The sequence below is a fragment of the Brevibacillus reuszeri genome (assembly GCF_001187725.1).
In the GTDB taxonomy this organism is placed as follows: Bacteria; Bacillota; Bacilli; order Brevibacillales; family Brevibacillaceae; genus Brevibacillus; species Brevibacillus reuszeri.
On sequence record NZ_LGIQ01000009.1, the window covers coordinates 878,179 to 900,515 of the forward strand.

The window sequence follows — 22,337 nt, forward strand, 5'->3', positions numbered from 1 at the left end:
CGAGATGGCATGTGGTGGTCTATTTCAGGATGACAAGCTCCTGGTCAACATCGACAATGCTTTCATTTTCAACTGCAAAGCTCATAACCACTCCGTCTGCTTCAACCTTTACCTCGTAGAAATTTTTCATGACCTCGATCAATCCGACGATATCACCAGATTTGACCGTATCCCCTTCCTGCACATAGTCTGGCTGATCTGGACTCGGCTTGCGGTAGAAAACGCCAGGAAGTGGCGAGAGAATCACTTTTTTATCACTCATGCTGGTTCCTCCTGTTTCTTCATAATGTTGCTGCGATTCGTGACAGCTTTGCCTGTGTATCTCTTCTCACTTTCAGAGCTTCCTCCAGGGCAACAGACACGAAGCGAACTTTATCATTCGTTTTGATTTGTCCCATCCGATTCAAATCGGTGCTGATAACGGTCGCAATTGTCGCGTATCCCCCGCCTGTGACGGCATCATGCAAAAGTACAATCGGCTCCACGCCATCCGGTACCTGAATCGAACCAATCGGATAACCAAGGTCGGTTACATTGGACGGATTGCTGCCCGCACCAAAGGGCTGTTCTCGTTCGACGAATTTCAATCGCTCACCGCGATGACGATAGCCGATGCGATTGGCTTCTGGTGTTACCGTCCATTCAGTATGAAAGAACGTTTCCTTGCTCTCCTCTGTCAACCGATAGCTGCAAAGACCGACAATGACCCTGACCTCATGAGATTTACTGAAGACAGGAATGTCTGCATCTGAAATGTTGCTGCCTACCGGTACATCCTTTTCTTTCATATCTGCCGTTTGCAGTACATCTCCTGCTGCGAGTGGTCTTCCCTGATATCCGCCAATACCGATCAATGTATAGGTGGAACGGGAATTCATGATGAGCGGCACATCAATTCCGCCTTCGATAGCCAGATAGACCCGCGCACCTGACTTGACGAAATCAAAGGAAAGTACATCCCCTGCCTTGATTGCCAGCGTCTCCCACATCGGTACGGCTTGCCCATTGATTTTAGGGGGGATGTGACCACCTGTTAGACTTATTATGGTATCTGCTTCGAATTCGAGCTCGGGGCCGAGGTACGTAATCTCCAAAGCTGCTGCATGCGGTGCATTTCCTACCAATAGATTGGCTACTGTGTATGAGTATTGGTCCATCGCCCCGGAGGGAGGCATACCGATTTCATAAAAGCCGATTCTGCCCCTGTCCTGCACAGTTGTTTGCAGACCTGCTTTCAGCACTTTAATCATGGTATAGCCTCCTCATGACGTTCTCCGCGAAAGAATCCAGATCGGCAAGTACCTCTTTCGGGGTAAAAGTGAATTCTTGCTTTTGATACGAAAACGTGCCGTTCTCGACCTGCTTACGAATGTCATCGTACTCTTCGCGGTTGATGCTGCGGTAGCGGAAAATATCACCCTGTTGCGGAAAGACCATGGACTCTTTAAAATCAGGAAGTGTTTGCTCTTTTTGATAGATAGGCGCCGGGGCAATTCCGTAGAGCTGGTATCCACCTGCGCCTTGTACTGGATAAATGACAGAGAAAGCACCACCAAATCCAAACGCACGCTCAGGTGTAAAGGTTCTTGGCCGAACGTATTTCGGAACCTCGATCTGCTTTTCTCGCTGTACCATCTGGAAGCACCATGGCAATCCTGGAACGAATCCAATCATGGAGACGAGAAACGGTGCACTTGTTATCGCTGCGATAAACTCCTCCGTACTGTCATATCCATTTATCCGGGCAGAATATTGCAGGTCCGTTGCTTCCGGGTCCTGATGTCTATCGCGAAAACGCATCAGAGCCTCATGTGTCCACGGGTCTTCAAACAGGACAGGAACATCTACCAGTCGGGAGGAAATCGTCACATCAAACGGATCTGTCGTTTGTTCAATATCTTTTAATTCGTCCATCAGCCAGGCTGGATCGACAATATCAGGATTAAAGCGGATCATGTAAGAGGCATTGGATGGACATATATCCAAAATCCCTTCAATCTGTCGCTCCTTCAGCTTTCGCGTAATCGTCATGCCAGTGAAATTGGACTTCAGACTCATCTCTTCGGAAAGCTGAACGAAAATAAACTCGTCGCCTCCGTATTCATATAAGGTTTTCATCGTACTCATGATCCCTCACCCCCATAGTTGAGTGTCTCAAAAGAATGCATACTCATCAGATGCTCATGATATGTGCTCTGCTTGTTCAAAATCTTCACGCGTATCGATGTCAAGGTGAATACCAGGATCATCGACAGGTAAAAATATGCGCTTCATACTTGCCAGCACTGTTTTTGCCCCTTGATCGCCCTCTACCTGATCAAATTGACCCTCGTATACGTTTCCGAACCATACGGGATGACCTGGTTTTTCACGATACGTAGGCTGTATGACGAACGGCTCTCTTCTCTCGCCCATGTTCTTCTGCCCCATTTCCCAAAGACGCTGCACCGTCTCGCTTTTGATAAAGGGCTGATCCCCAAGAAAGACGACAACAGAGGTATGCAAGTCCAGCGCCCTCTCCATTCCCGCTTTAAACGACGTGCTTTGCCCGAGCAGGTATGCTGGATTGACCATCCATTGAAAACGAGGATCGGGAATGGAAATCGTATGCTGGATACGCTCTGCTTCGTGCCCGATCACGGTAATCACCTGGGCAAAATCCGCTTTCAATACCAGCCGAATGACATGCTCCAGCATCGGATAGCCTTGCCAAGAAAGGAGCTGCTTCGCCGTGCCCATTCTGGATGCCGTACCAGCAGCCAATATGACTGCACATCCCTGTTGCATAAAAGGCTCCTCTCCTTTTTTCATAGCGCTAGCCTGCAATGACTGTCAGTTTGATGAATTTGTGCTTTGTCGCGCAATAATCCGCCCTCGTGTCCAGTCCGTTTCGCAATGATTTCAGCCAGAATACTCACAGCGATTTCTTCTGCATTGTCCGCACCGATATCCAGCCCAATCGGATTACATAGTCGTGCCAGCTGACGCACCGTAAAGCTCGACCCTGTTTTTTCCAACGCCTCCATGATGCGCTCACGGCGCGAACGAGGACCTAACAACCCTACATAAGCTGCCTGAGATGGCAAAGCGAATCTCAATGCTTCCTGATCTCTTTCCATGTGGTGGTTCATGATCACCACATAAGATCGCTTTCCGACCGAAAGCTGTTGGGCGTATTTCTCTGAATCGATGAGCAGCCTGGTCGCTTGCGGAAATCGTTCTGACGTATTGTAGCCAGGACGAGGATCAACGACCGTCGTAGGCAACCCTAGTGTCGCACTGAGTCTTGCAACTGGTATGGCATCGTTTCCGGCTCCAAAAATAAGGATCGAAGGAAGTGGAACAACGACATCAAGAAACAGATTGATGGACGTACCATCCTCAAGAAGAATAGATTGGCAGGATGAGCGCGGGTTTTGTTGTTGCAAAAGCTCCTTTGCCCATTTTTCTGCATAGCGGTTTATCCCCGCATTTTCCAGACTGCCCGCTACCTGACCTTGTTCTGTAATGACCAGTCGTTTACTCGCTGAGTCACACGTGTTCTCATTCCTTCCAATAACGGTACATAAGACCGCTGCCTTCCCATTTTGAATGTCCTGCGTCCATTTGGAGAATGCAGGATGCAATTCCTTGTCCGCCGCTATTGGCTCGATGAAGAGGTCTACCGTACCTGGACACCCCAACCCCAGCCCCCAAACGAGATCCTCGTCCAGCTCATAGCGCTTCAGCATGGCTTTGTTGTCACAAATGACTGCCTGTGCGACCTCTGCTACATCTGATTCCAAACACCCGCCGGAGATCAAACCCACATAGTGACCTGTCTCATCGATAAACATTTTTGCGCCTTCCCGGCGATAGGCCGATCCTTTTACCTTTACAACTGTTGCCAGTGCTCCCTTTTTCCCCGCTTTCCGTGCCTCCTGTAATGCTAGCAGGACCGCCTCATTTTCCCTCATACGATCACCTCCGACATGTAAAGGCAGCAGCCATTTTTTTAAAGGAAACGGGGTCGTTTGCAGATGAAAATGTATCAATATACGGGAGTGCCGCCTGCATTCCGCTAGCTATCGGTTCATAGCCAGGCATCGCTAGCAGCGGATTGAGCCAAATCACACTCGCTGCTTGTGAGTGAATGACCTTCATTGATTGCTGAAGTATTTCAATCGAACCTGTTTCTAAACCATCACTTCCGATCATGACCACCGTGTTTTTTCCGAGCATATGGCGTCCTTCCCCAGAAAGAAATGTCGCCAGTGATTCCCCGATTCGTGTACCGCCACCCCATTCGGCTCCGAGCACAGGCAAGGTCCGAAGCTGTTGGCGCTTGGCCTCGTACAACATTCCTGTCACTCTCTTCAGATTTGTGGAAAAGAGGAAAACTTCTACCAGCTTGGAGCAGCAGGTCAATGCGTAGGCAAATTGCAACAATCGTTCTGCAAAGCCTGTCATGGAGCGGCTGCCGTCGCAAAAGAGCACGAATCGAATTCGTTTTGGCCTTGGCTTTTTCCAGGCGAGGTTGAAGAACTCACTGCCCTCCTGCAGGTTCATGCGCATCGTTTTACGAAAATCCAGCTGCTTCCCCTTATGACCAGCTTCCTGCTTTCGGCTAATTTCTCGTTTTGCTCGATGCAGCAGCCATTTTGCAGCCTCTATGGCCTTGTCCAAATCCTCAAGGGGAATCCGGGCACGTGATGGCATATCCTTCTGTAAAAGGGATGCGAGAATGGACTTTCCTGTATCTTTTGGTTCAGTTGAATCAGACTCTTGTGAAATGCCTGTATCAAACCCGAGGACATCCCCAGTACGTGAAGGCTTCACAGTATTAGGCTGGCTCTTTGGAGATGGAGCATTTGGACTTTGCTTTCTCCCCATGGCAAGGGGATGTTCCTCGGAGCGTTGCTGCTTCCTGTCTGCAGCATGAGGACGCAGGTTGTCGCCACAGAAGTACGCAGCAAATAATGCATCAAAGAGCAGCTGCTCTGATGGGCTTGAGCAAAGAACTAGACGAAGCGCTTCCCTCACATCTGACTCGAAGGACAAACCTGCGATCTCCATGGCTCGAAGCGCGTCTATCGTTTGTTCGGGACCAATCTTGAACCCGTGCGTTCTTAGCATTTGGCAAAACCGTGCGACATGCTCGACCAGATTACTCTTTGGTGGCTGAACAGATTCACGAATGTTCATTGCCCATCCCCTGTGAACGATTGATCCTTCAATAAAGCTCCATGGTTCATGCGCTGAATGACGAGTTCCCAGTCATCCTTGTCTTTCAAAACACATCCCAGCGTTTCTTGCATCGTTTCTCTGTCCAAAATCCCTTGATGCAACGTCACTAAAGCGAGTGCCCAGTCGAGGGTCTCCGCCATACCTGGCGTTTTGACCAAGGGCATGCGTCGAATTTGTTCCATCACCCTGGAGATTTGCTCCGCCAATTCTGTATTCATTCCCGGTATTTTGGCATGTAAAATCTGCAATTCTTTATCAAGATCTGGATATGATATCCATTGGTACAAGCACCTCCGGCGAAGTGCATCACTCAATTCTCTCGTTCGATTGGAGGTCAAAATGATGTAAGGACGATGCTGTGCCGCTACCGTACCCAGCTCGGGAATTGTTACTTGAAATTCCGCTAGAGTTTCCAGCAAATACGCTTCAAAAGCCTCATCAGCCCGATCAATTTCGTCGATGAGGAGGACGGGCGATGACACCGGGTCCAGCAAAGCCTCCAATAAGGGACGGCGGAGCAAAAATGATTGGTCATACAAGTCGGCTTCCTTTTCCCGAAGACTTCGCCCGTCGTTTTCACTTAGCTTGAGATGAAGCAATTGCTTGCGATAATTCCATTCGTACAAAGCAGAATGAACATCCAGCCCTTCGTAGCATTGCAAACGAATAAGACGTGTTTGCAGGACTTTTGCAAGCACCTTGGCAATCTCCGTCTTCCCCACCCCAGCCGGCCCTTCAACCAATAGCGGTTTTTTTAAGGAAATCATCAGCTGTAGCGCGGTTGCCGAGGCTCGGTCTGCTACATAACCGTTTTGTGCAAAAGCTGCTTCAATCCCCGAAGAGGTAATCCGTTGTTTTTCTTCCCTCGTCATTACAGAAGGACGCGGGACAGCGCACGCTCGGTGTAAACTGCGGCAAGATTGCGTCGATATTGCTCAGAGGCGAAGAGATCATGCCCAATCTCACCCTCTTCTGCCGCTAATGCTGCTGCCTTCTGTATCGTTTCTACTGTAGGCAATTCTCCCAGTAATGCTTGCTCCACAGAGGTAGCCCGATACGCAACATCCGCTACTCCATTTATACCAATCCTGGCGAAATCTATGCGTCCATCGTCTCCAACCCCTGCGATGGCACAAACACCAGCAACAGCGTATCCAGAAGCCGGATGGGCATATTTTAAATAAACACTCTGGGTATGAGATGGCGGAATCAGGAAGGATATGGACGTAAGCACGCTCGTCTCAGGGAGTGCAGTCACCAGAGGTCCGAGGAAAAAACCGTCAATATCGATTACTTCTTTTCCATCCTCTCCTTGGACTTCCAAAAGAGCCTCCAACGCCAACGCCACACCAGGCAAATCCGCTGCGGAGTCCGCATGTGCGAGGTTTCCTCCGATGGTACCGCGATTGCGAATCTGCATGTCGCCAATCGTCCTCGCTGTATCTGCCAGGACGGCTATGTTTTCTTTTACGAGCGCATCGGAATACAATTGCTTATGTGTAGTCAATGCCCCGACAATCAGCCTGTTTCCCTCTAAACGAATCCCTTTCAGCTCCTGGAGGCTGCTGATGTCAATCAGCTTGCCAGGATTGGTCAAACGGAACTTCATCAAGGGAACGAGACTATGTCCACCTGCAAGAAACTTCCCTTCACCATCACTTTCCTGCATGAGCTGGATGGCTTCCTCGATTGAACCTGCCTTGACATAATCAAATGCGTTCGGTATCATGCGTTTTCCCCCTTCGTCTGCATGGCTCTCCATACTTTTTCCGGTGTCAGCGGCATATCCAAGTCCTTGATCCCGAATGGACGTAGAGCATCCATAACCGCATTCACAACCGCTGGAGGAGCTCCCGTTGTTCCTGTCTCACCCACACCTTTTGCGCCAAGCGGGTTGACAGGTGAAGGAGTCTCGGTGAAATGCGACTCAATAGTTGGGAAAAAGCGAGCTTTTGGCATCGTATAGTCCATAAACGTTCCTGATAACAGCTGGCCATTGTCGCTATAGACTGCGCCTTCCCATAGCGCTTGCCCAATCCCCTGTGCTACACCTCCGTGTACTTGTCCCTCCGCTAGTAAAGGGTTAATGACACGACCGATATCATCAACCGCAATGTATCGTTTCAATTCAATTTCACCTGTTTGAGCATCTACTTCGACCACACATATATGAGCGCCGAAAGGGTAGACGAAATTGGGCGGATCAAAGAACGATTGTCCCTCCAGCGATGGCTCTATACCGTCTGGCAGATTCCACGCAAAGTTGGCGGATTTGGCAATCTCCTGAAACGAGCGCGACTGCCCGGGAACACCTTTTACAGCAAAAATACCATCTGAAAATTCCAAATCTTCTACTGAAACTTCCAATTCATGGGCAGCGATGGTTTTCGCTTTTTCAATGACACGGTCAGTCGCAATCGCTACCGCTGCTCCCCCGACTGCCGTATTTCTCGATCCATAGGTGCCCCAGCCCATCGAAACGCTGCGTGTATCTCCAGAAACGAGCTCAATATCGTCAATCGAAATACCCAATTTTTCGGCAACGACTTGGGCAAATGTAGTCGCTGTTCCTTGACCGTGTGGAGACGTTCCCGTAAAGACGGCTACCTTGCCGGTTGGATGTACACGGACGGTACTGTTTTCCCAAACACCGCCCTGGAACCCAATTGCGCCAGCTACCTTTGACGGTCCGAATCCACAAAGCTCCACATACGTGGACACCCCGATCCCAAGCAACCTGCCCTGCTCCCGAAGACTTTCTTGTTCTTCCCGCAGTGAAGCATAGTCTGCAATGTCGAGCGCTCGATCCAGTGTATAATGATAATTTCCACTGTCGTAGCTCACACCCATCGCTGTTCCATACGGAAATGCTTCGGCTGGAATCAGGTTCTTTTGTCTGATTTCCACCGGGTCCATACCGATTTTCTGAGCAAACAAATCTACGATCCGCTCGATTTGAAAAGCTGCTTCCGGTTTTCCTGCTCCTCGATAAGCATCAGTCGGCGTCGTGTTTGTGTAGACACCATACGTCACTACGGACGCTTTGGGGATCGTGTAAGCTCCCGTTACCATCAAGCCGAAGTCAATTGTAGGGCAGCCTGCACCAAAAGTAGACAGATACGCGCCGAGGTTTGCCGTATTTTTTACGCGGATTGCTGTAAAGGTTCCGTCTCGTCTTCCTGCCAGCTCTACTTCGATAACCTCGTCACGTGCATGCGTGGTCGCCATAAAATGTTCCTTGCGATCTTCAATCCACTTTACTGGTCGCTTCAGATCTCGCGCTGCATGGCCGACGACTGCTTCCTCGTTATAGGTAGCAATCTTCGAGCCAAATCCACCGCCGACATCAGGTGCAACAATTTGCAATCTGGATTCAGGAATCCCTAGTACATCTGCATACACCATGCGATGAATATGCGGGTTTTGCGAGGTACACCAAATGGTTAATTCACCGCTTCCTGGATTGTACTGAGCGACTGCTCCGCGCGTCTCGATCGGATTGGGAATGACGCGCTGGTTATACAAACGCTGCTTGACGACAACCTCAGCATTTTGAAACTCTTCTTCTGGAATCTCGCCTGCTTTCCATAAAAGGGCCAGATTGTTTTCAACATCGTCATGAACGAGTGGCGCGCCTTCCAGCAATGCCGCTTCCTGATGAACGACCGCTGGTAAATCCTTATAATCCACCTCAATCAAATCCAGAGCATCTCGTGCGATGTAGCGATTTTCTGCTACCACCAATGCAACACACTCTCCCGCATAGCGGGTCTTGTCGATTGCCAAAGCGCTCCGATCCTTGGGCTTTAAGTCTGCGCCTGGCAATAGCCACATCGTTGGTACGGATTTTACTTTCCCCGCGAGGTCAGCTCCAGTATACACAGCTACAACCCCTGGCAACGCTAAAGCATTTGAACTATCTATCCTGACAATTTTCGCATGAGCATGAGGGCTCCGTACAAAAGCGGCATGCAGCATTCCGTGCAGCTTGATGTCATCCGTAAAATTTCCGTTCCCTGTGATGAGCTTGGGATCTTCCTTTCGCCTTTGTGGGGTTCCGATTAGCTTTGCCATCGTTAGTGTCCCTCCCCTGAACTGACGATTGTCTCTTTCACAGCATTTCCTTCAGCGATCAGTTGTGCAGCATGCTGCACAGCGCTTACAATAAACTGATAGCCGGTGCATCGACAGATGACTCCTTCGAGCGCATCACGAATTTCTTCTTCCGATGGATTCGGATTTTCTTTGAGCAGACCGACCATCGATATCATCACACCTGGTGTGCAAAAGCCGCACTGCAAGCCGTGCTTTTCCCAAAACCCTTGTTGAATCGGGTGCAGCTGCTCCATATCACCCAAGCCTTCTACTGTGGTGACCTCTTTTCCATCTGCTTGCACAGCGAGGACCGTACAGGATTTTACAACATCGCCGTCCACCATAACGGTACAGGCTCCACACTGGCTCGTATCGCAGCCAATATGTGTACCTGTGAGGTTTAGCTCTTCACGAAGCAAATGAGCCAGGAGCAGCCTCGGTTCTATCTCAGCCTGGCGTGTGACTCCATTTACCGACAGTGTAATGTTCTTCTTACATGTCATCACCGGCACCTCCTTATCGATTTTTACTCTGAATGTGCAGCCAACTGTTTCATTTCCTTGTCCACCGTTTTGAAAAATTGTCCCAGCACCATCTTGGCGACCCCTCCCATCACTCGTTGTCCTACTGATGCGAGAACGCCTGTCACCTGCACTTCGGTGGTACAAGTTAGCTGTGTGCCTTGCCCGATTTCATCCAGCTGCATATCTGCCACAGCGTCAATCTCTCCAGGCAATCCTTTTCCTCGAACCAGCAATCGATAAGAAGATGGCTCCTGCTGGTCAACCTGTTGGACCTGACCTGTGAAGACGCCTTTAACCGGCCCCACACTCACACCCATTTCTGCTTGATAAATGCCATCATCCTGTTGGGCAAACGATTTGCATCCGGGAATCGACTTCTTCAATACTTCTTCATTCTGAATGAGCTTCCAAACAACATCTCTTGGAATGTCAAACGTGTATGTATGCTCGAGCTTCACGAATCTCACTCCCCGCTGTCGAATGTTTTTTGGCTGGAGGTATATACTGCCTGCTACATTCATAAATAGCAACTTCTATGCCATGGCATTTATTCAGTTTTTTGCTAGGAATGAGGGCCTATTCTTTCAAATTTGAAATGCGCTGTTTCATTTTTGAAAGATGTTGCCTGCTTTTTCCTCATCGCCACCCCAACAAAAAGAGCCTCACCCCACTCTTGCCCGTGTGGATGAGACTCCCTTTTCTTTATCGTTATGCAGTTCTTTTCTGCATGGATACGTATTGTGACACGTACAAATACCGAGTTATCAGTGATTCGGCATCATGCTGAATCGAGCGCGTATAGCTTTTTCCCTCACTCGCAAGCTCATCCAGAAGCTGTGCGAGAAAGCTCATCTCATATGCTTGCGCCGATTCCTGCAACGAACGCAGCTCGTCGATGTCTTTACTGTCGATTTTATAGATACCCTTGAGCAGCAATCGTTCCAGCCAATCAGATAGCTTTTCCAAAAGCAGTTGTAGTTGGTCCATTGGAATTCACGCTCCTACTCTCCTATAAATCAAGCTTGATGCTGGTAAGCGAGGTACCTTGCAAGAAACTGATCGGAACAAATGTGTCTCCGATGCGTTGAACAAGCACAAATACATCACGCAGCTCCAGCAAACGCTTGTTTCGTTCAAGAGCATTAAGCGTACGCGCAAATTTCTCCTGATACGTGATCGTCAAATCAATGGTATGGCAATCCTCATGCTCGATTGTGATGGACAGCTTTTGGGTTGCATCGTCAAACTCGACGTTGCTCGCCTTGGCTGCTCGCAATAAAAAAACCGTATCCGTTGATTGTTCAAACAAGTCTCCGCTTTTTCGCTTTGTTACTTCCGCCCAATCGCGAATAAACGTATCCCCCAGCTCGATCTCCTCAATGTGTAAACGAGCTTGAATCCCTAGCTGGGTATCCTCGCTCGAGGACAGGCGCTGCTCCCGATTGGTTTTGGGCTGAGTCAATACGACTTGTGATTGCGCTAGCTCCTCCATCGTCAACAGATCACTCCAGGGCGTTTTCCCTTTGTAGCTATTCAAATACGAGAAGGAGCTTCCTTCGTAGTAGACTGGCCGCGCCTCGGTATACGTGTAGATGCGTTTGTCATCTAACGAGAAGAAGTAATAGGTAACGCCTTTGTACCCTGAGCGTGTTTCCCATGGATTGGCGCCCAGAGCGTACAGGGTCAGCTGCGGGATCGTATAGTACCTGCTTTTAAAGCTGCCAAGCAGCTGTTTTTTCTGATCACTGTGCACTGCCCTCTCCAAGGCAACCAGCCCCACATACACTCTTGTTAGTCTATCCAGCAGTCCTTCCTTGGAAAACTGAACATGGCGTTTGAAAAACAGCGACAGATCCCCGTGTAGCCCGCGAAGCTCCGATTCCAGATTCGGCAGATTGCCATTGTGCGCTGCAATGGCCAGTAGCTCAAGTCTTGTGCAAATCGTGTTCGACAGCTTGGCAAGACCGATACCAAGCACTTCCTGGATCAGTTCTTTGGTTTCTCGGACTACGTCTTGATCAAAGCTCACATCCAGATTCGTTGTCAGGAGCGCAGCGCTGTCATCAATCTGATTGGCCAGGCGATAGCGAAGCAGGGCTTCAAGCTTGTGAATACAATTTCCTTTCGCCTTGCAGCTGCACATGGTTTTCGCAATTTCAGAATCGGGCTCAAACGTGACAATCACTTTTTGTGATGGCAAGGTCACAGTTAAAAAGGACGTCATCGCTATTTCGATATCTTCATCGTATTCCAGGCGAAAGAGAACCTCTTCAATCTGGGCGGCAGAAAATGCCTTGGATATTTGCGCAGGAGCGAGATCAAGCACCCATCCAAAATCAGGTTGAAAGCCCGCAACCTCCTCCGTCGTATCTACAGTAAGATACTGATTTGCATAATAGACGATGGCGATGATCACATGCTTGCACATTTTATCCGAGGGGCATGAGCAAGAAAAACGCGAGATATCTGCATGAAGTCGGCATACGCTGTCATCCGACAGCGCACACTCGACGTAATCTTCCCCAAACTCGTAGGAAACCGTTACCCCTTTTTCCATATCTTTAAGCGCACGATTGTAAATGCCTTTATTGGCGTATTGAATCAAGTACTCTTCATTGCAGAGCGCAATAAATCGATGAAATTCTGTCTTGAATTCGGCCATGTTTACTTTCCTGCTGCCCGCGTCACATCATAGACGGTTTCACTGAATACGCGTGCAGGTATCTCATTGAGATTGATCCGCTCGGTTGGCTGGTAGTAATGGTAGCGGTACTGATTGTCTTTCGCTGAATAAAAAGCTAGCTCCTCCAGCTGGATATCCTCCATGCCATCGTAATACGAAATACTCGCTCCGCTGATTCTAAGCTCAGCCACAATATCCCCGTACACTTTGTAGAACTCATAATAGAATCCGGCATCTTGCGGAATTCCTTTTATCCAACCGAATTTCTCCATCGTTTTGGCAAAGGTCGTAGGCGTGTACGAATCCTGTGGCAAACGCAGGATTGCGTGAGCCTTCAGCTCTTCCTCTGTCGGCAGGAACGCTTCACGATTCAGCTGATCAAATGGTTGCGTAATTTCATAATCTTCCAGCTGCGTGCGCCAGCCTGAAAGGGTATCTGCGTCCAGCTCCAGCGGATGAATTAAGCCGATGAACTGATCATCTGCAAGCTCGTATTCGTCTTCATCCACGGTATTAAACGTGCCGTCGTCCATGTACCTGAATGTATCAACGAGCCTTCCTTCCTCGTAAACACCCCAGACGAGGCCAATCGCAAACTTTTGCATGAGCACGTTTTCCACAAACAGCCCCTTCCAAGCTGCTGTGGACCAGAAGCGCGCCTTGGACAGGAATTCTTCGAGTCGAAGCGATTGAATTTTCACCAGATTTTTCAAATCCTTTTTCAGCAAAGCAAATGTTGCACGTGCCTCTTCCGCCTTCTGCTGATCGTCTTTTGCTGACGGCGCAGGCAGATTTTTCACAGCTTTTCCCGTGCTATCGTTGATAACCTCTAGTTCCAGCTCGTTGTTTACTTTGACGGTGAAGGTGCGATCACCGTAATCAAATACCTGCTTGCCGGAAGCATCAAAGCCCAGCTGTGTCACCAACCGATCCTCCAGCTCTTCCGTCGAGATATTCTGATTCGTTGCAGCCATTTGTAATGCTTCTTCTGCTGCGCTCTTCACCTGCTTGTTCTTGATGGTTCTCTTCGTGTGGTCAATGATGCGCAAGGCAGCCAGATCGTCTGAAAACGATAGTGCGCGAACGCCATCCGAAGCCAATGCCCCGCGTGAATGATCGGTCCACTCTTTGATCATCTGTCCAATGATATCGACACTGCGTCTGTCCCCAAACGCGATGCAAAGCGGCATGACCCATTTTTCTTTTGCGACAGCTCCGTTATCCAGCCATGTGCGCAGAACCTCTGCCGTAAAATTAGCCAACGACGACGCCGACAAATGCTCCTTCAGTTCAAGGACGCGCGGGTTCGGCGCTGTTTGTGCTTCGATAGAGCACGTCAATATGTATTCCATCACTTCTCTGCCGAGCTCGTTGCCTTCCATGTCGCAGAGAGCAGGAAGGAGCTCCAATGGAAGCCATTTGATTCGTACCAATTTCCGTTTATCAACCAGATTGCCGAGATTGGACAGGCTCGCATCCGGTCCGCTTTCTTCCGAATCCACAAAGGCTTGCAGCAGCGTTTTAAATTTGCTGTTTTTCTCTTTTGCGAGCAGCTCCTGCAAAATTACTTTGCTATCTTCCAGACCACGTATCGCATCCAATGCCAGCTCTTTCACTTTTGCTTTTTTCTCCGTGGTGTAGACGTGCACGTATAGCTCCTTGTCCTTTTGCAAAAGGAATTCTGCGTTCGCAATCGCTGACACCTTCTTCGAGGTATCTCCCATTCCGAGCAGTATAGCTTGATTCCTTAGCTCAAGTGGCAACGATTCCTTTTGCGCGAGCATGGTTTCCAAAACGAACACCCGGACATCTGTTTCAAACTGTCCAAAGGATGCCAGGCAGATTTCCGGACACTTTTTGATCAGAGTTACATAGTTCTCTTCGTTGACCTGTGTGTAGTAATAATACGAGCCCTTGCTTTCCAAGATCTGCACGACAAGCTTTTGCAAGTCTATGTCCTCGGCTGTCCGGTACAAATCAACAATGCTGCCCAGTTGGTCCTGGAACGCATGAGCAAAGCAGGAAAGACCGACCTTACGAGAAGATTTATCAACATACGTGCTTAAAAATTGGATCAATCGCTGAATAAATGGGTGTTCGATAGGCAGGAAGTTTAGCAAATACATCTGCTGTCCCACTCGCTGCATGTCCTCTAGGTGGGATGATCCCAACACCTCTTCAATCGTGCAAGTGCCTTGCAGGAAGCTGGCGAGCTTGGTCGTCCCCTTCATCCGGCGAAGCGCGTCCAAAATGATTGTCTCCAGAGAATGCTCCTGATCCGATAGATCGATACCTGCGGCTTGCATGGTTTTGAACAGATAGCCCTTAATGATTGGTAGCGTGGTCAGTTCAAATGCCCGTCTCGTCTTATCGATGTTCGCCACTGTCAATTCATCCAGCTCTCGCCAAGAAACTGGCGCGGAAGAAAGGTGGTTTCGCAGCTGAAGCAGCAACAAATAGGGTTCATCTATCTGTACAAGCTCAGCCAATTGTACATCCTGCGCCAGTACATCCAGTGGGAACAGCTCCATGAGAATGGTCAAGACAGAATGCAGCTCGCAATCCTTTTTATCCGGCTGTGCTAGGAAAGCTTCAATCCCTCCAGCGACATGCACGCGGTAGTACACCAGGCTGAGTAACATCTCGATATAACGCTGCTTGTGCTTGTGGTTCAGGACAGACCCTTCGTTTACGATCTCGTCAGGGAAATAGGTTTCCCGAACCTGCGCTCTTTTCTCTTTTAAAAATGCAGGAGGCAACACTTCATTTGTGACCGAATGACTGCTGTTGATTTGCAGCATGGTGATGTTCTTTGCCAGATTCCATAATTCGTTGATGTATGCTTCCTCGTCTCCTGTCACGAGATGATAGTAGATCGGCTCCAGCTTTACTTTCGCTTCTTCCAGTAGCGTAGGCGAAACTTCATAGGCATACGAAATGAGCAGCAAATGGTTCGCCCGCTCGAATATGGAATTGTAGTCCCGATTGATACTGGCGCGATAATCCTCCGCAGCCTTCACCATAAACTCACTGAAAATAGGGTGTCCAAAATGCGTGGCCGTTTTTTTCATTGCTTCGATGGCTTCTTCCTCTTTGGAAGCGCGCCTTTTGGAAGTGTCGTTTAGCTTTCTCAGCTTGATTGCATCCCAGAAGCATTTTTCCATGACGTCTTTCTTTTCATAAAAACGATGGCTTGCCCGATACACCAGCTCTGCCGCACGGAAAAAAGCCTGTTCATCCCCGCTTTTTTTCAGCCTGTCGAGATGGTTCATGACCGAATAGCCATAAAACCGCTGATTAGCTTCGATAGGTGGGCGTACATCAGTTTCACCTGTCACGTAGTCAGCGATCTGATCATGCAACTGACTGTTAACGTGTCCAATGTTCATATATTCTTCTACAAATCGTTTCGTAAGTGGATCAGCGACTGTTTTACGCAGTACCAATTCAATCTCCTCCTCTATCTTCCCTCGCTTATTTAATGATCTTTCCAATCCATTGCGATAGCTCGTTGGGTGTGATCGCCGCTACATTGGCGCCCATATCTGCCAGGACTCGTGCGGCATGTTTGTTGTACGTGGCGTTACCGTTGAAATCAAGTGCAGTGAGCACTAAAAATTTGCAGCCAGAATCGATGATTTCTTTACTTTGGCGATACATTTCCTTGATCGGATAGCCTTCCTCCAGATCGCTGACCAGGATGAAGATGGTCTTTGCTGGATTTTCAAGCAGGGATTTTCCGTATTTGAGAGCCTGTGCAATATGAGTCCCCCCACCCAACTGCACGCTCATCAGCACATCTACCGGATCATCCAAGCGATTACTTAAGTCGACTACCTTTGTATCAAAGATGACGAGATGCGTCTTTAACGCAGCCAGCTTGTAAAAAATGCTCGCCATGACTGCACTGTAAATGACCGAATCCATCATACTGCCGCTTTCATCCACGACAATGACGACGTTCCACTTGTTGTGATGCTGGATATTACTGTGGAAATAAAGCTCATCGATGACGAACCGATTCTTTTTGCGGTCATAGTTTTTCAGGTTTTTACGGATCGTTTTATGCACATCCAGATTTCGCATCGTTTTGGTGTACCCGCGCCTGTGACGATTGCGCTTTCCAACAATGCTCGTCTGGACCTCCGATTCCAGCTTTCGCCGCAGATCCTCTACAACCTGACGAACGATTTCCTTGGCGCTTTTGACGACCTCGCCTTTCATCCTGCCTTTGAATTGCAGAATGTTTTTTAACAGTGTCATGTTTGGCTCAAGCTTTTCCAATACTTTTTTATCGGTTAACAGCTCGGTCATGCCGTATCTGTCTAGTGCCTGCTTCTCGAGAATTTCCACTGTTTTTTTCGGAAAGAGCTTCCTGACCTTGCCCAGCCAAGTTGGGACGGTCAGCTGTGAATCGCCCCTCCCTCCCTCTTTACGATAGCCCTGGTCCTCTCCATACTCTCTGCTGTAGAGATAATCCAGTATCGAATCCAATTCCTGATAAGAAAAATCTTGCGATGAAAAATGCTCCGAGCTTTGAAGCGATTCTTCGGCATGCGATCCCAACAGCAAACGCCATCGGTTGAGGGCCTCCCGGCTTAGATGAGGTTCCATTTGGCATATTCCTCCTTGATTCCCAGGTCCAGCCGCCGTGCCTCTCGCATGACTTTCTCATCGACAAACGAACCCATTACATCTCCCACAGAAGCATTGAACAGTGCTGCCACTTTCTCTGAGAGCATCGTGATTTCCATAGGGCTAAAGTAAGTGAACGCAAGACGCAGCTCAGGGACGACCTGGATAAAATCGTCGTAGCTAATGGAACTAATCATTTGATTCAGATCACTTAGAAGCGCCTCTTCGTAAAAAAGATAGTCGCGAGCGACGAGAAACACACCTTGCAAGTAAGGAGCCGTATGTAAAATCTGATCAGGGGAGCCGAGCATATACGCTCGGGCACGGCGAGAAACCTCCGAACGGTCCAGCACCGCCAAATTGCACAGTATCGCTGTCACCACTCCCACAAGATTTGCTGGTAGCTGGTCACTGTTTAGCAATGCCTGAAGTTGATCGCTAAAAATTTCCCGTGCGTCTGCTGCTTGCTTCTGTTCGCTCACGGTGTAGAGGAATTTGAGCTGTTCTGCTATCGCACTCCATTCGTCTGGATGAGGATTGGATTGCCAGGCAATTTTCGTTACTGCCTCATAGTAGATCTCATCAAGCAGCCGTTCTAGTCGAGCAGTGTCTTTTAGTCCAAATAAACGCTTTTGTTCATGCAGCATGGTCAGCACCTTGAGCGTTTGACACAAGGATAAAAAATGTCCGTCCTGCTTGACTGATTGCTCTACCAGCTCGAACAACCGTTCTCCGAGCTCTTCCAATCCCATGACGATGGCTTGCAGCAGCCACTTTGCCAGCTCATGACTTTGGTGCTGCGGCAGCTCCTTCACCATATCTTCCAGTTTTTGGGCAGCTGCTTCCTGCACCGTACCTCCATAGATAGAAGCCTCGATCAGACGTGCCTCCACGTAGGAGGAATATCCGTAACGCCACGTTTCCCGCACGAGATTGACATGCTTGTAGTTCATCCAGTCGGGTCCCGCTTCTTTTTGACAAAATTCTGTCCCTAAAAACTGCATGCAATGAAAAAAATGACTTGCCTGACGATGTGTTTTTTTCGCATACAGCTCCAATATTTTCTGATTGCGACCCGTGGTAGATATTTGCAGCTTGTGCGTCTTGCACTTTTCCTTGCAATCGCGAACAATCGGCACATCCAGATTATTTTTGGCTACCTGACCAATCCCGTCGCCCGTCATGAGCTCTCTGAGGGCTTCTATCGGCTGATTCGTAGCGATAGATCGCTCCCCTTTTGTAAAAGCTGACAGCACAGAATCAAGCAGCTCGTATGCACCACCCTCAGATTTCTCACGCATCACAGCTAGGCCACTCATCAAGCTGTATGCTTCGATGGCATCTGCCGTGGAGTTGCTTTCATCTTTATCGCGCAGCTTTTTTAGCAGGTGGGGCAAATAGGTGAGTGCGCTCTTCGTAAAAGGGGCGTTCTCCTTCTTCTCCAGCGCTCGCCATACGTTTTCGTAGTAATGGACGAACGGCATCCCGCTGGCGTAGCCGTTTAATTGATCGGCTTCCTGATAGGTGTATACCATCGGATACACCTTTTCTTCCTTTGCTTTTTTCACCGTGTAGGTGACAGGGCGGTTCTCGATCAATCCGTATGTATGAAAACCCCCAGTTACGACGAGGATCCTGTCATGTGTTTGTTTGGCTTCCTCAATCTTTTTTCGCATATGTGCTTCGCGAATCAGGTCACCCTCTGCCTCTAATGCCGCATCATCATAGCATTTGCGTGACAAGTAGCAGTAAGCAAACACTTCCTTGACAAAATCGGCTGACGTTTTTCGGATGCCTTCGATTTCAAATACCTTTTCCCACAGCTCATCGAAATTGCGACATTTCAGCGTCGCACATAGCTGTTGAATAAACGAGGACCCCGACAGCATGCGCTCGTCGTGATAGGACTGTTTCTCATTGTGCTTTTTCAAATCATGACCGTCTTCGAGGCTCTCCAGCCTGCTCCCGTATCCCAGATCGATGAAAGAGGCTGGAATTTGCAGGCGCTTCGCTTCCAGCAGGGCCACGTACTCTGGTGAATACGACAGAAAAGGGAAATAGCACACATATTTACGTTCTTCCGTGGTGTATGCGTAATAAATACTCACCGGGGGCTGCGTCTGGTCATTCGCCAATATCGGGATCAAGTGATTACTGTTATCCGGTCCCTCAATTAATATAGTTGTAGGTTGATAGGCTTCAATCGTTTTCTTCAAATGAAAGGAACAAGCTGGACTATGATGCCTAATTGGAAAATAAACGACTTGCTTGTTCAGGTTATAAACTTCTTCTGCTGCCAGCTTGTTTATCTGATCCATTTCTTCTCGTTGTAATAAGCTCCCCATAGCCCCTCTTCCTTTGCCCGTTCTTTGACCACTTTGGTAAAGTACGTTTTTAGGATGCTCCCGTCCTTTTGGTTTTCTTTCACCACTGCGCCTAGCATGTTTTGTACGAGACGCTCCAAGGAAATTGGTTTGTTCTCATAGTAATGGGACGTCATCGCACTCTGGACGTAGACCGATACTGCCTCGGCTGTACTCATGACTGACTGCGGGGAATCAATTTTGTAGCCTTCCTTTGTTTCGCCAGTGCGCAGCTCCATAAAGGTCGTCGCCAAAATTTCAACCACATCGCGATCGATTTCGATATCGACACCACTTTGCTTGAGCAATAGTTTTGCTTGTGATTCAATGATTTGTGCTTCCATTTTGACATGATTAATCGGCGAGATCGTCTCGAAATTAAAGCGACGTTTCAAGGCGCTGCTCATTTCATTTACGCCCTTATCTCGCAGGTTTGCTGTAGCGATAATATTGAAGCCAGGCTTTGCAAATAAAATGCCGTCTTCCATTTCTGGTATATTCATGACTTTATCACTCAAAATACTGATCAAGACGTCTTGTACCTCAAATGGGCATCGCGTAATCTCTTCAAAGCGGGTAATAATCCCCTTGTTCATACCTGTATAAAGCGGCGAAGGTACCAGCGCTTGCGGTGTAGGTCCTTTGTCCAGCAGCATCGCATAATTCCAGGAATATTTGATCATATCCTCGGTGGTACCCGCTGTACCTTGAATCGTATTCGTACTCGTTCCGGATATAGCTGCCGACAACAGCTCGCTCAGCATCGTTTTGGCAGTACCTGGTTCTCCCACCAGCATCAATCCACGGTTACCTGCCAGTGTAACAATCGCCCGTTCGATGAGGACATCATCCCCATAAAATTTCTTGGTGATTTCGACTTTTTCGCCTTCGTATGTAAGTGGTTTATCCGTACCAAGTATAAAGTCACGAACCGCTTTCGGTGACATCAGCCAGTTCGGTGGTTTGGCTCCCGTATCATTGGATCTGAGCGCACTAAGCTGTGCTGCGTATAGTTCTTCCATTGGTGGCTTCATTGTCTCCATCCAATTGTCACTCCATTTCCGCTTTTTCTAAAAAATAGGCTATCTCAAAAAATAATAACCATACAGACTTTTGAAAATAAAGGGTATTTGGTCCCGATAATAGGTAAATTATGTGAAAACATGAGGATTGAGTACTAGTTGCAAACTCTCTTTCTACCCTTTACGATTAATCTTCTTCCATGAGTATTGATCCAGAAAAGAACTGATCAAGAGGTTGTTAGACTATTACATGAGATTAGGGTTTGAAGTTGCAGAAAATACTCACTTGATCAATACGCAGGATTCTAATACATCAAATTAATGAAACATGTTTCTACCATGCAGTATGTTTCGGTCCTTCACTTCACAATCTAAAGGCGGAAACTAACCTAATTTTATGCGCTGCACTTTTCATCGCTTCACTTTTTTAAAGTGGTGGAAAATAAAAAATACGTGCCTGAGCGACTCGGAACGTAAGCGTCAAAGTCGCAGCAGACAGTATTTACACGTTAAATAGAAGGCTAAGGATCAAAAATTATCCAATCGAGTCTTCCATCTCAATCTTGATTGCTGGTAGCATACACAGAGCTTCAAAATGAGCATTGATAAATATGGATTTCAGCAAATTTACTTTCTCTACTCGAAATAGCTTTGCTTAGTATTGTGGGCAAATGGAAAAGCCTCGGCAACACGCCGGGGCTTTCTCTTACTACCCATAACTAACTTTCATGATATCCAAGAAAGGAAAGTTGTTAATTTGAGCTATTGAAGAATAACTTATTAATAGGGAAGGAAGGGCTTTGACTCGGTGTCGAACAAAAAATTTTGACAAAAAGAAAAATATTCCGTCTTATCACCCTGTTTACCTGCTCCCGCTCCCCTGTATAGTAAATATTCAATGTTATCTAGATACATGACCTCTAGTTACGTAACGTTAGATTAAACTATCATTTTTCTTAAATTCTTACTTTGGTTGGATGGTAGTATGGCTTGCTGCCAAAACTCGTCATCAGCACTTCATACGTATCCACTCTGCGGTCTCTGAGCATTGGCCATATTTTGGCGTACTTTTCTGTTTTGTTCCAAGTCAATCTCGGCTATTAGCACCTCATCCGTTTCTGCATTGGCCATCTCTTGAATATGTCCCCATGGATCGATGACAAGACTGGATCCCATATAGTGCATATCATCTTCTATACCAACCCGATTGCAAAATGCTACCCAAACACCATTATGTATGGCATTGGCTTTTTGCATGGTGCAAAGAGCTTCAAAAATGGTTCCGCCTACGTGATCTGTTGGCGGCAAACCATCACATCAATATACATTTCAACTGTAGGTACAAGAATCAAATCAGCACCGCGTAATGCTAAAGAACGCGTAACTTCTGGAAACCAGGCATCATAACAAATGGCAATGCCTATATTTCCCGCTGCGGTTTCATAGACTGGGTAGATTGTATTTCCAGGGCCGTAATAAAATTTTTCATTAAAACCTCTGTTTTCAAAGGTGTGAACCATCCTTGTGGTTCCTAACAATGTGCCATCTGCATCAATGCAAACTGCGCTGTCATAGTATTCGCCAATAAAACCTTCTTCCATGCAATTTTCCAAATATGTCGTTGGTTCCAAACCCATAGCTTCGCTTGAGATGCGGGATCCCTGTCTCAACCAGCTCAAACATGGTCATTAGGTTAGTGGGTAAACTTTTTTCGCGTCGGGGCTGATTCCCAATAAAGTTCACGTTTCCCGGCTACTGCCATCTTATAGCGCCCAAGAAAAAAGGCCAA

General features: G+C 47.9%; 19 protein-coding genes. All 19 read right to left on the reverse strand.

Annotated features, from left to right (window positions below):
* Positions 1 to 19: 19 nt before the first annotated feature.
* Positions 20 to 262 carry an acetyl-CoA carboxylase gene (locus ADS79_RS18475; protein ID WP_049739864.1) on the reverse strand — a complete coding sequence of 81 codons (243 nt, stop codon included), beginning with the start codon at positions 260 to 262 and terminating at the stop codon, positions 20 to 22.
* A gap of 19 nt (positions 263 to 281) precedes the next feature.
* Complete coding sequence (locus tag ADS79_RS18480) at positions 282 to 1,250, reverse strand: 5-oxoprolinase subunit C family protein (protein WP_049739865.1); 969 nt, start codon at positions 1,248 to 1,250, stop codon at positions 282 to 284.
* Positions 1,243 to 2,127, reverse strand: coding sequence for a 5-oxoprolinase subunit B family protein (locus ADS79_RS18485; RefSeq protein WP_049739866.1), 885 nt, complete (start codon positions 2,125 to 2,127; stop codon positions 1,243 to 1,245). The genes ADS79_RS18480 and ADS79_RS18485 overlap by 8 nt, the downstream gene beginning before the upstream one ends.
* Positions 2,128 to 2,181: 54 nt before the next feature.
* Complete coding sequence (locus ADS79_RS18490; protein WP_161807308.1) at positions 2,182 to 2,787, reverse strand: nucleotidyltransferase family protein; 606 nt, start codon at positions 2,785 to 2,787, stop codon at positions 2,182 to 2,184.
* Positions 2,788 to 2,807: 20 nt separating this feature from the next.
* Positions 2,808 to 3,956, reverse strand: coding sequence for an XdhC family protein (locus ADS79_RS18495; protein ID WP_049739868.1), 1,149 nt, complete (start codon positions 3,954 to 3,956; stop codon positions 2,808 to 2,810).
* 4 nt (positions 3,957 to 3,960) lie between these two features.
* Positions 3,961 to 5,184, reverse strand: a complete 1,224-nt coding sequence (locus ADS79_RS18500) for a vWA domain-containing protein (protein ID WP_049739869.1) — start codon at positions 5,182 to 5,184, stop codon at positions 3,961 to 3,963.
* Positions 5,181 to 6,098, reverse strand: coding sequence for an AAA family ATPase (locus ADS79_RS18505; protein WP_049739870.1), 918 nt, complete (start codon positions 6,096 to 6,098; stop codon positions 5,181 to 5,183). Before ADS79_RS18505 ends, ADS79_RS18500 begins: the two co-directional genes overlap by 4 nt.
* Entirely contained in the window at positions 6,098 to 6,955 is an 858-nt protein-coding gene (locus tag ADS79_RS18510) for an FAD binding domain-containing protein (RefSeq protein WP_049739871.1), read from the reverse strand. The genes ADS79_RS18505 and ADS79_RS18510 overlap by 1 nt, the downstream gene beginning before the upstream one ends.
* On the reverse strand, positions 6,952 to 9,300 hold the full coding sequence (locus tag ADS79_RS18515) for a xanthine dehydrogenase family protein molybdopterin-binding subunit (RefSeq protein ID WP_049739872.1): 2,349 nt from the start codon (positions 9,298 to 9,300) through the stop codon (positions 6,952 to 6,954). The genes ADS79_RS18510 and ADS79_RS18515 overlap by 4 nt, the downstream gene beginning before the upstream one ends.
* A gap of 2 nt (positions 9,301 to 9,302) precedes the next feature.
* Positions 9,303 to 9,824 carry a (2Fe-2S)-binding protein gene (locus ADS79_RS18520; protein WP_049739873.1) on the reverse strand — a complete coding sequence of 174 codons (522 nt, stop codon included), beginning with the start codon at positions 9,822 to 9,824 and terminating at the stop codon, positions 9,303 to 9,305.
* 23 nt (positions 9,825 to 9,847) lie between these two features.
* Positions 9,848 to 10,303 (reverse strand): SRPBCC family protein, encoded by a 456-nt coding sequence (locus ADS79_RS18525; protein ID WP_049741058.1) that lies wholly within the window; start codon positions 10,301 to 10,303, stop codon positions 9,848 to 9,850.
* A 250-nt stretch (positions 10,304 to 10,553) separates the two neighbouring features.
* Positions 10,554 to 10,832, reverse strand: coding sequence for a hypothetical protein (locus ADS79_RS18530; RefSeq protein ID WP_049739874.1), 279 nt, complete (start codon positions 10,830 to 10,832; stop codon positions 10,554 to 10,556).
* Positions 10,833 to 10,854: 22 nt separating this feature from the next.
* The gene (locus tag ADS79_RS18535) at positions 10,855 to 12,507 is read right to left on the reverse strand and encodes a hypothetical protein (RefSeq protein WP_049739875.1); all 1,653 of its coding nucleotides are present in this window, start codon (positions 12,505 to 12,507) and stop codon (positions 10,855 to 10,857) included.
* A 2-nt stretch (positions 12,508 to 12,509) separates the two neighbouring features.
* Positions 12,510 to 15,974, reverse strand: a complete 3,465-nt coding sequence (locus ADS79_RS18540; RefSeq protein ID WP_049739876.1) for a DUF4132 domain-containing protein — start codon at positions 15,972 to 15,974, stop codon at positions 12,510 to 12,512.
* A gap of 28 nt (positions 15,975 to 16,002) precedes the next feature.
* Positions 16,003 to 17,142 carry a VWA domain-containing protein gene (locus ADS79_RS18545; RefSeq protein ID WP_049739877.1) on the reverse strand — a complete coding sequence of 380 codons (1,140 nt, stop codon included), beginning with the start codon at positions 17,140 to 17,142 and terminating at the stop codon, positions 16,003 to 16,005.
* On the reverse strand, positions 17,127 to 19,508 hold the full coding sequence (locus tag ADS79_RS18550; protein WP_049739878.1) for a DUF5682 family protein: 2,382 nt from the start codon (positions 19,506 to 19,508) through the stop codon (positions 17,127 to 17,129). The genes ADS79_RS18545 and ADS79_RS18550 overlap by 16 nt, the downstream gene beginning before the upstream one ends.
* Positions 19,469 to 20,569, reverse strand: coding sequence for an ATP-binding protein (locus ADS79_RS18555; protein WP_049739879.1), 1,101 nt, complete (start codon positions 20,567 to 20,569; stop codon positions 19,469 to 19,471). The genes ADS79_RS18550 and ADS79_RS18555 overlap by 40 nt, the downstream gene beginning before the upstream one ends.
* Positions 20,570 to 21,565: 996 nt before the next feature.
* Entirely contained in the window at positions 21,566 to 21,856 is a 291-nt protein-coding gene (locus ADS79_RS36420; RefSeq protein ID WP_141260817.1) for a carbon-nitrogen hydrolase family protein, read from the reverse strand.
* Entirely contained in the window at positions 21,835 to 22,149 is a 315-nt protein-coding gene (locus tag ADS79_RS36425; RefSeq protein WP_049739881.1) for a nitrilase-related carbon-nitrogen hydrolase, read from the reverse strand. Before ADS79_RS36425 ends, ADS79_RS36420 begins: the two co-directional genes overlap by 22 nt.
* Positions 22,150 to 22,337 lie beyond the last annotated feature (188 nt).

Excerpts from the sequence above, each read along its gene's own strand:
- ADS79_RS18475 (WP_049739864.1), bottom strand. The coding sequence starts at position 262 with ATGAGTGATAAAAAAGTGATTCTCTCGCCACTTCCTGGCGTTTTCTAC.
- ADS79_RS18510 (WP_049739871.1), bottom strand. The coding sequence starts at position 6,955 with ATGATACCGAACGCATTTGATTATGTCAAGGCAGGTTCAATCGAGGAA.
- ADS79_RS18480 (WP_049739865.1), bottom strand. The coding sequence starts at position 1,250 with ATGATTAAAGTGCTGAAAGCAGGTCTGCAAACAACTGTGCAGGACAGG.
- ADS79_RS18530 (WP_049739874.1), bottom strand. The coding sequence starts at position 10,832 with ATGGACCAACTACAACTGCTTTTGGAAAAGCTATCTGATTGGCTGGAA.
- ADS79_RS18550 (WP_049739878.1), bottom strand. The coding sequence starts at position 19,508 with ATGGGGAGCTTATTACAACGAGAAGAAATGGATCAGATAAACAAGCTG.
- ADS79_RS18485 (WP_049739866.1), bottom strand. The coding sequence starts at position 2,127 with ATGAGTACGATGAAAACCTTATATGAATACGGAGGCGACGAGTTTATT.
- ADS79_RS18515 (WP_049739872.1), bottom strand. The coding sequence starts at position 9,300 with ATGGCAAAGCTAATCGGAACCCCACAAAGGCGAAAGGAAGATCCCAAG.
- ADS79_RS18490 (WP_161807308.1), bottom strand. The coding sequence starts at position 2,787 with ATGCAACAGGGATGTGCAGTCATATTGGCTGCTGGTACGGCATCCAGA.
- ADS79_RS18555 (WP_049739879.1), bottom strand. The coding sequence starts at position 20,569 with ATGGAGACAATGAAGCCACCAATGGAAGAACTATACGCAGCACAGCTT.
- ADS79_RS18495 (WP_049739868.1), bottom strand. The coding sequence starts at position 3,956 with ATGAGGGAAAATGAGGCGGTCCTGCTAGCATTACAGGAGGCACGGAAA.
- ADS79_RS18500 (WP_049739869.1), bottom strand. The coding sequence starts at position 5,184 with ATGAACATTCGTGAATCTGTTCAGCCACCAAAGAGTAATCTGGTCGAG.
- ADS79_RS18535 (WP_049739875.1), bottom strand. The coding sequence starts at position 12,507 with ATGGCCGAATTCAAGACAGAATTTCATCGATTTATTGCGCTCTGCAAT.
- ADS79_RS18505 (WP_049739870.1), bottom strand. The coding sequence starts at position 6,098 with ATGACGAGGGAAGAAAAACAACGGATTACCTCTTCGGGGATTGAAGCA.
- ADS79_RS18520 (WP_049739873.1), bottom strand. The coding sequence starts at position 9,824 with ATGACATGTAAGAAGAACATTACACTGTCGGTAAATGGAGTCACACGC.
- ADS79_RS36425 (WP_049739881.1), bottom strand. The coding sequence starts at position 22,149 with ATGGAAGAAGGTTTTATTGGCGAATACTATGACAGCGCAGTTTGCATT.
- ADS79_RS18545 (WP_049739877.1), bottom strand. The coding sequence starts at position 17,142 with ATGGAACCTCATCTAAGCCGGGAGGCCCTCAACCGATGGCGTTTGCTG.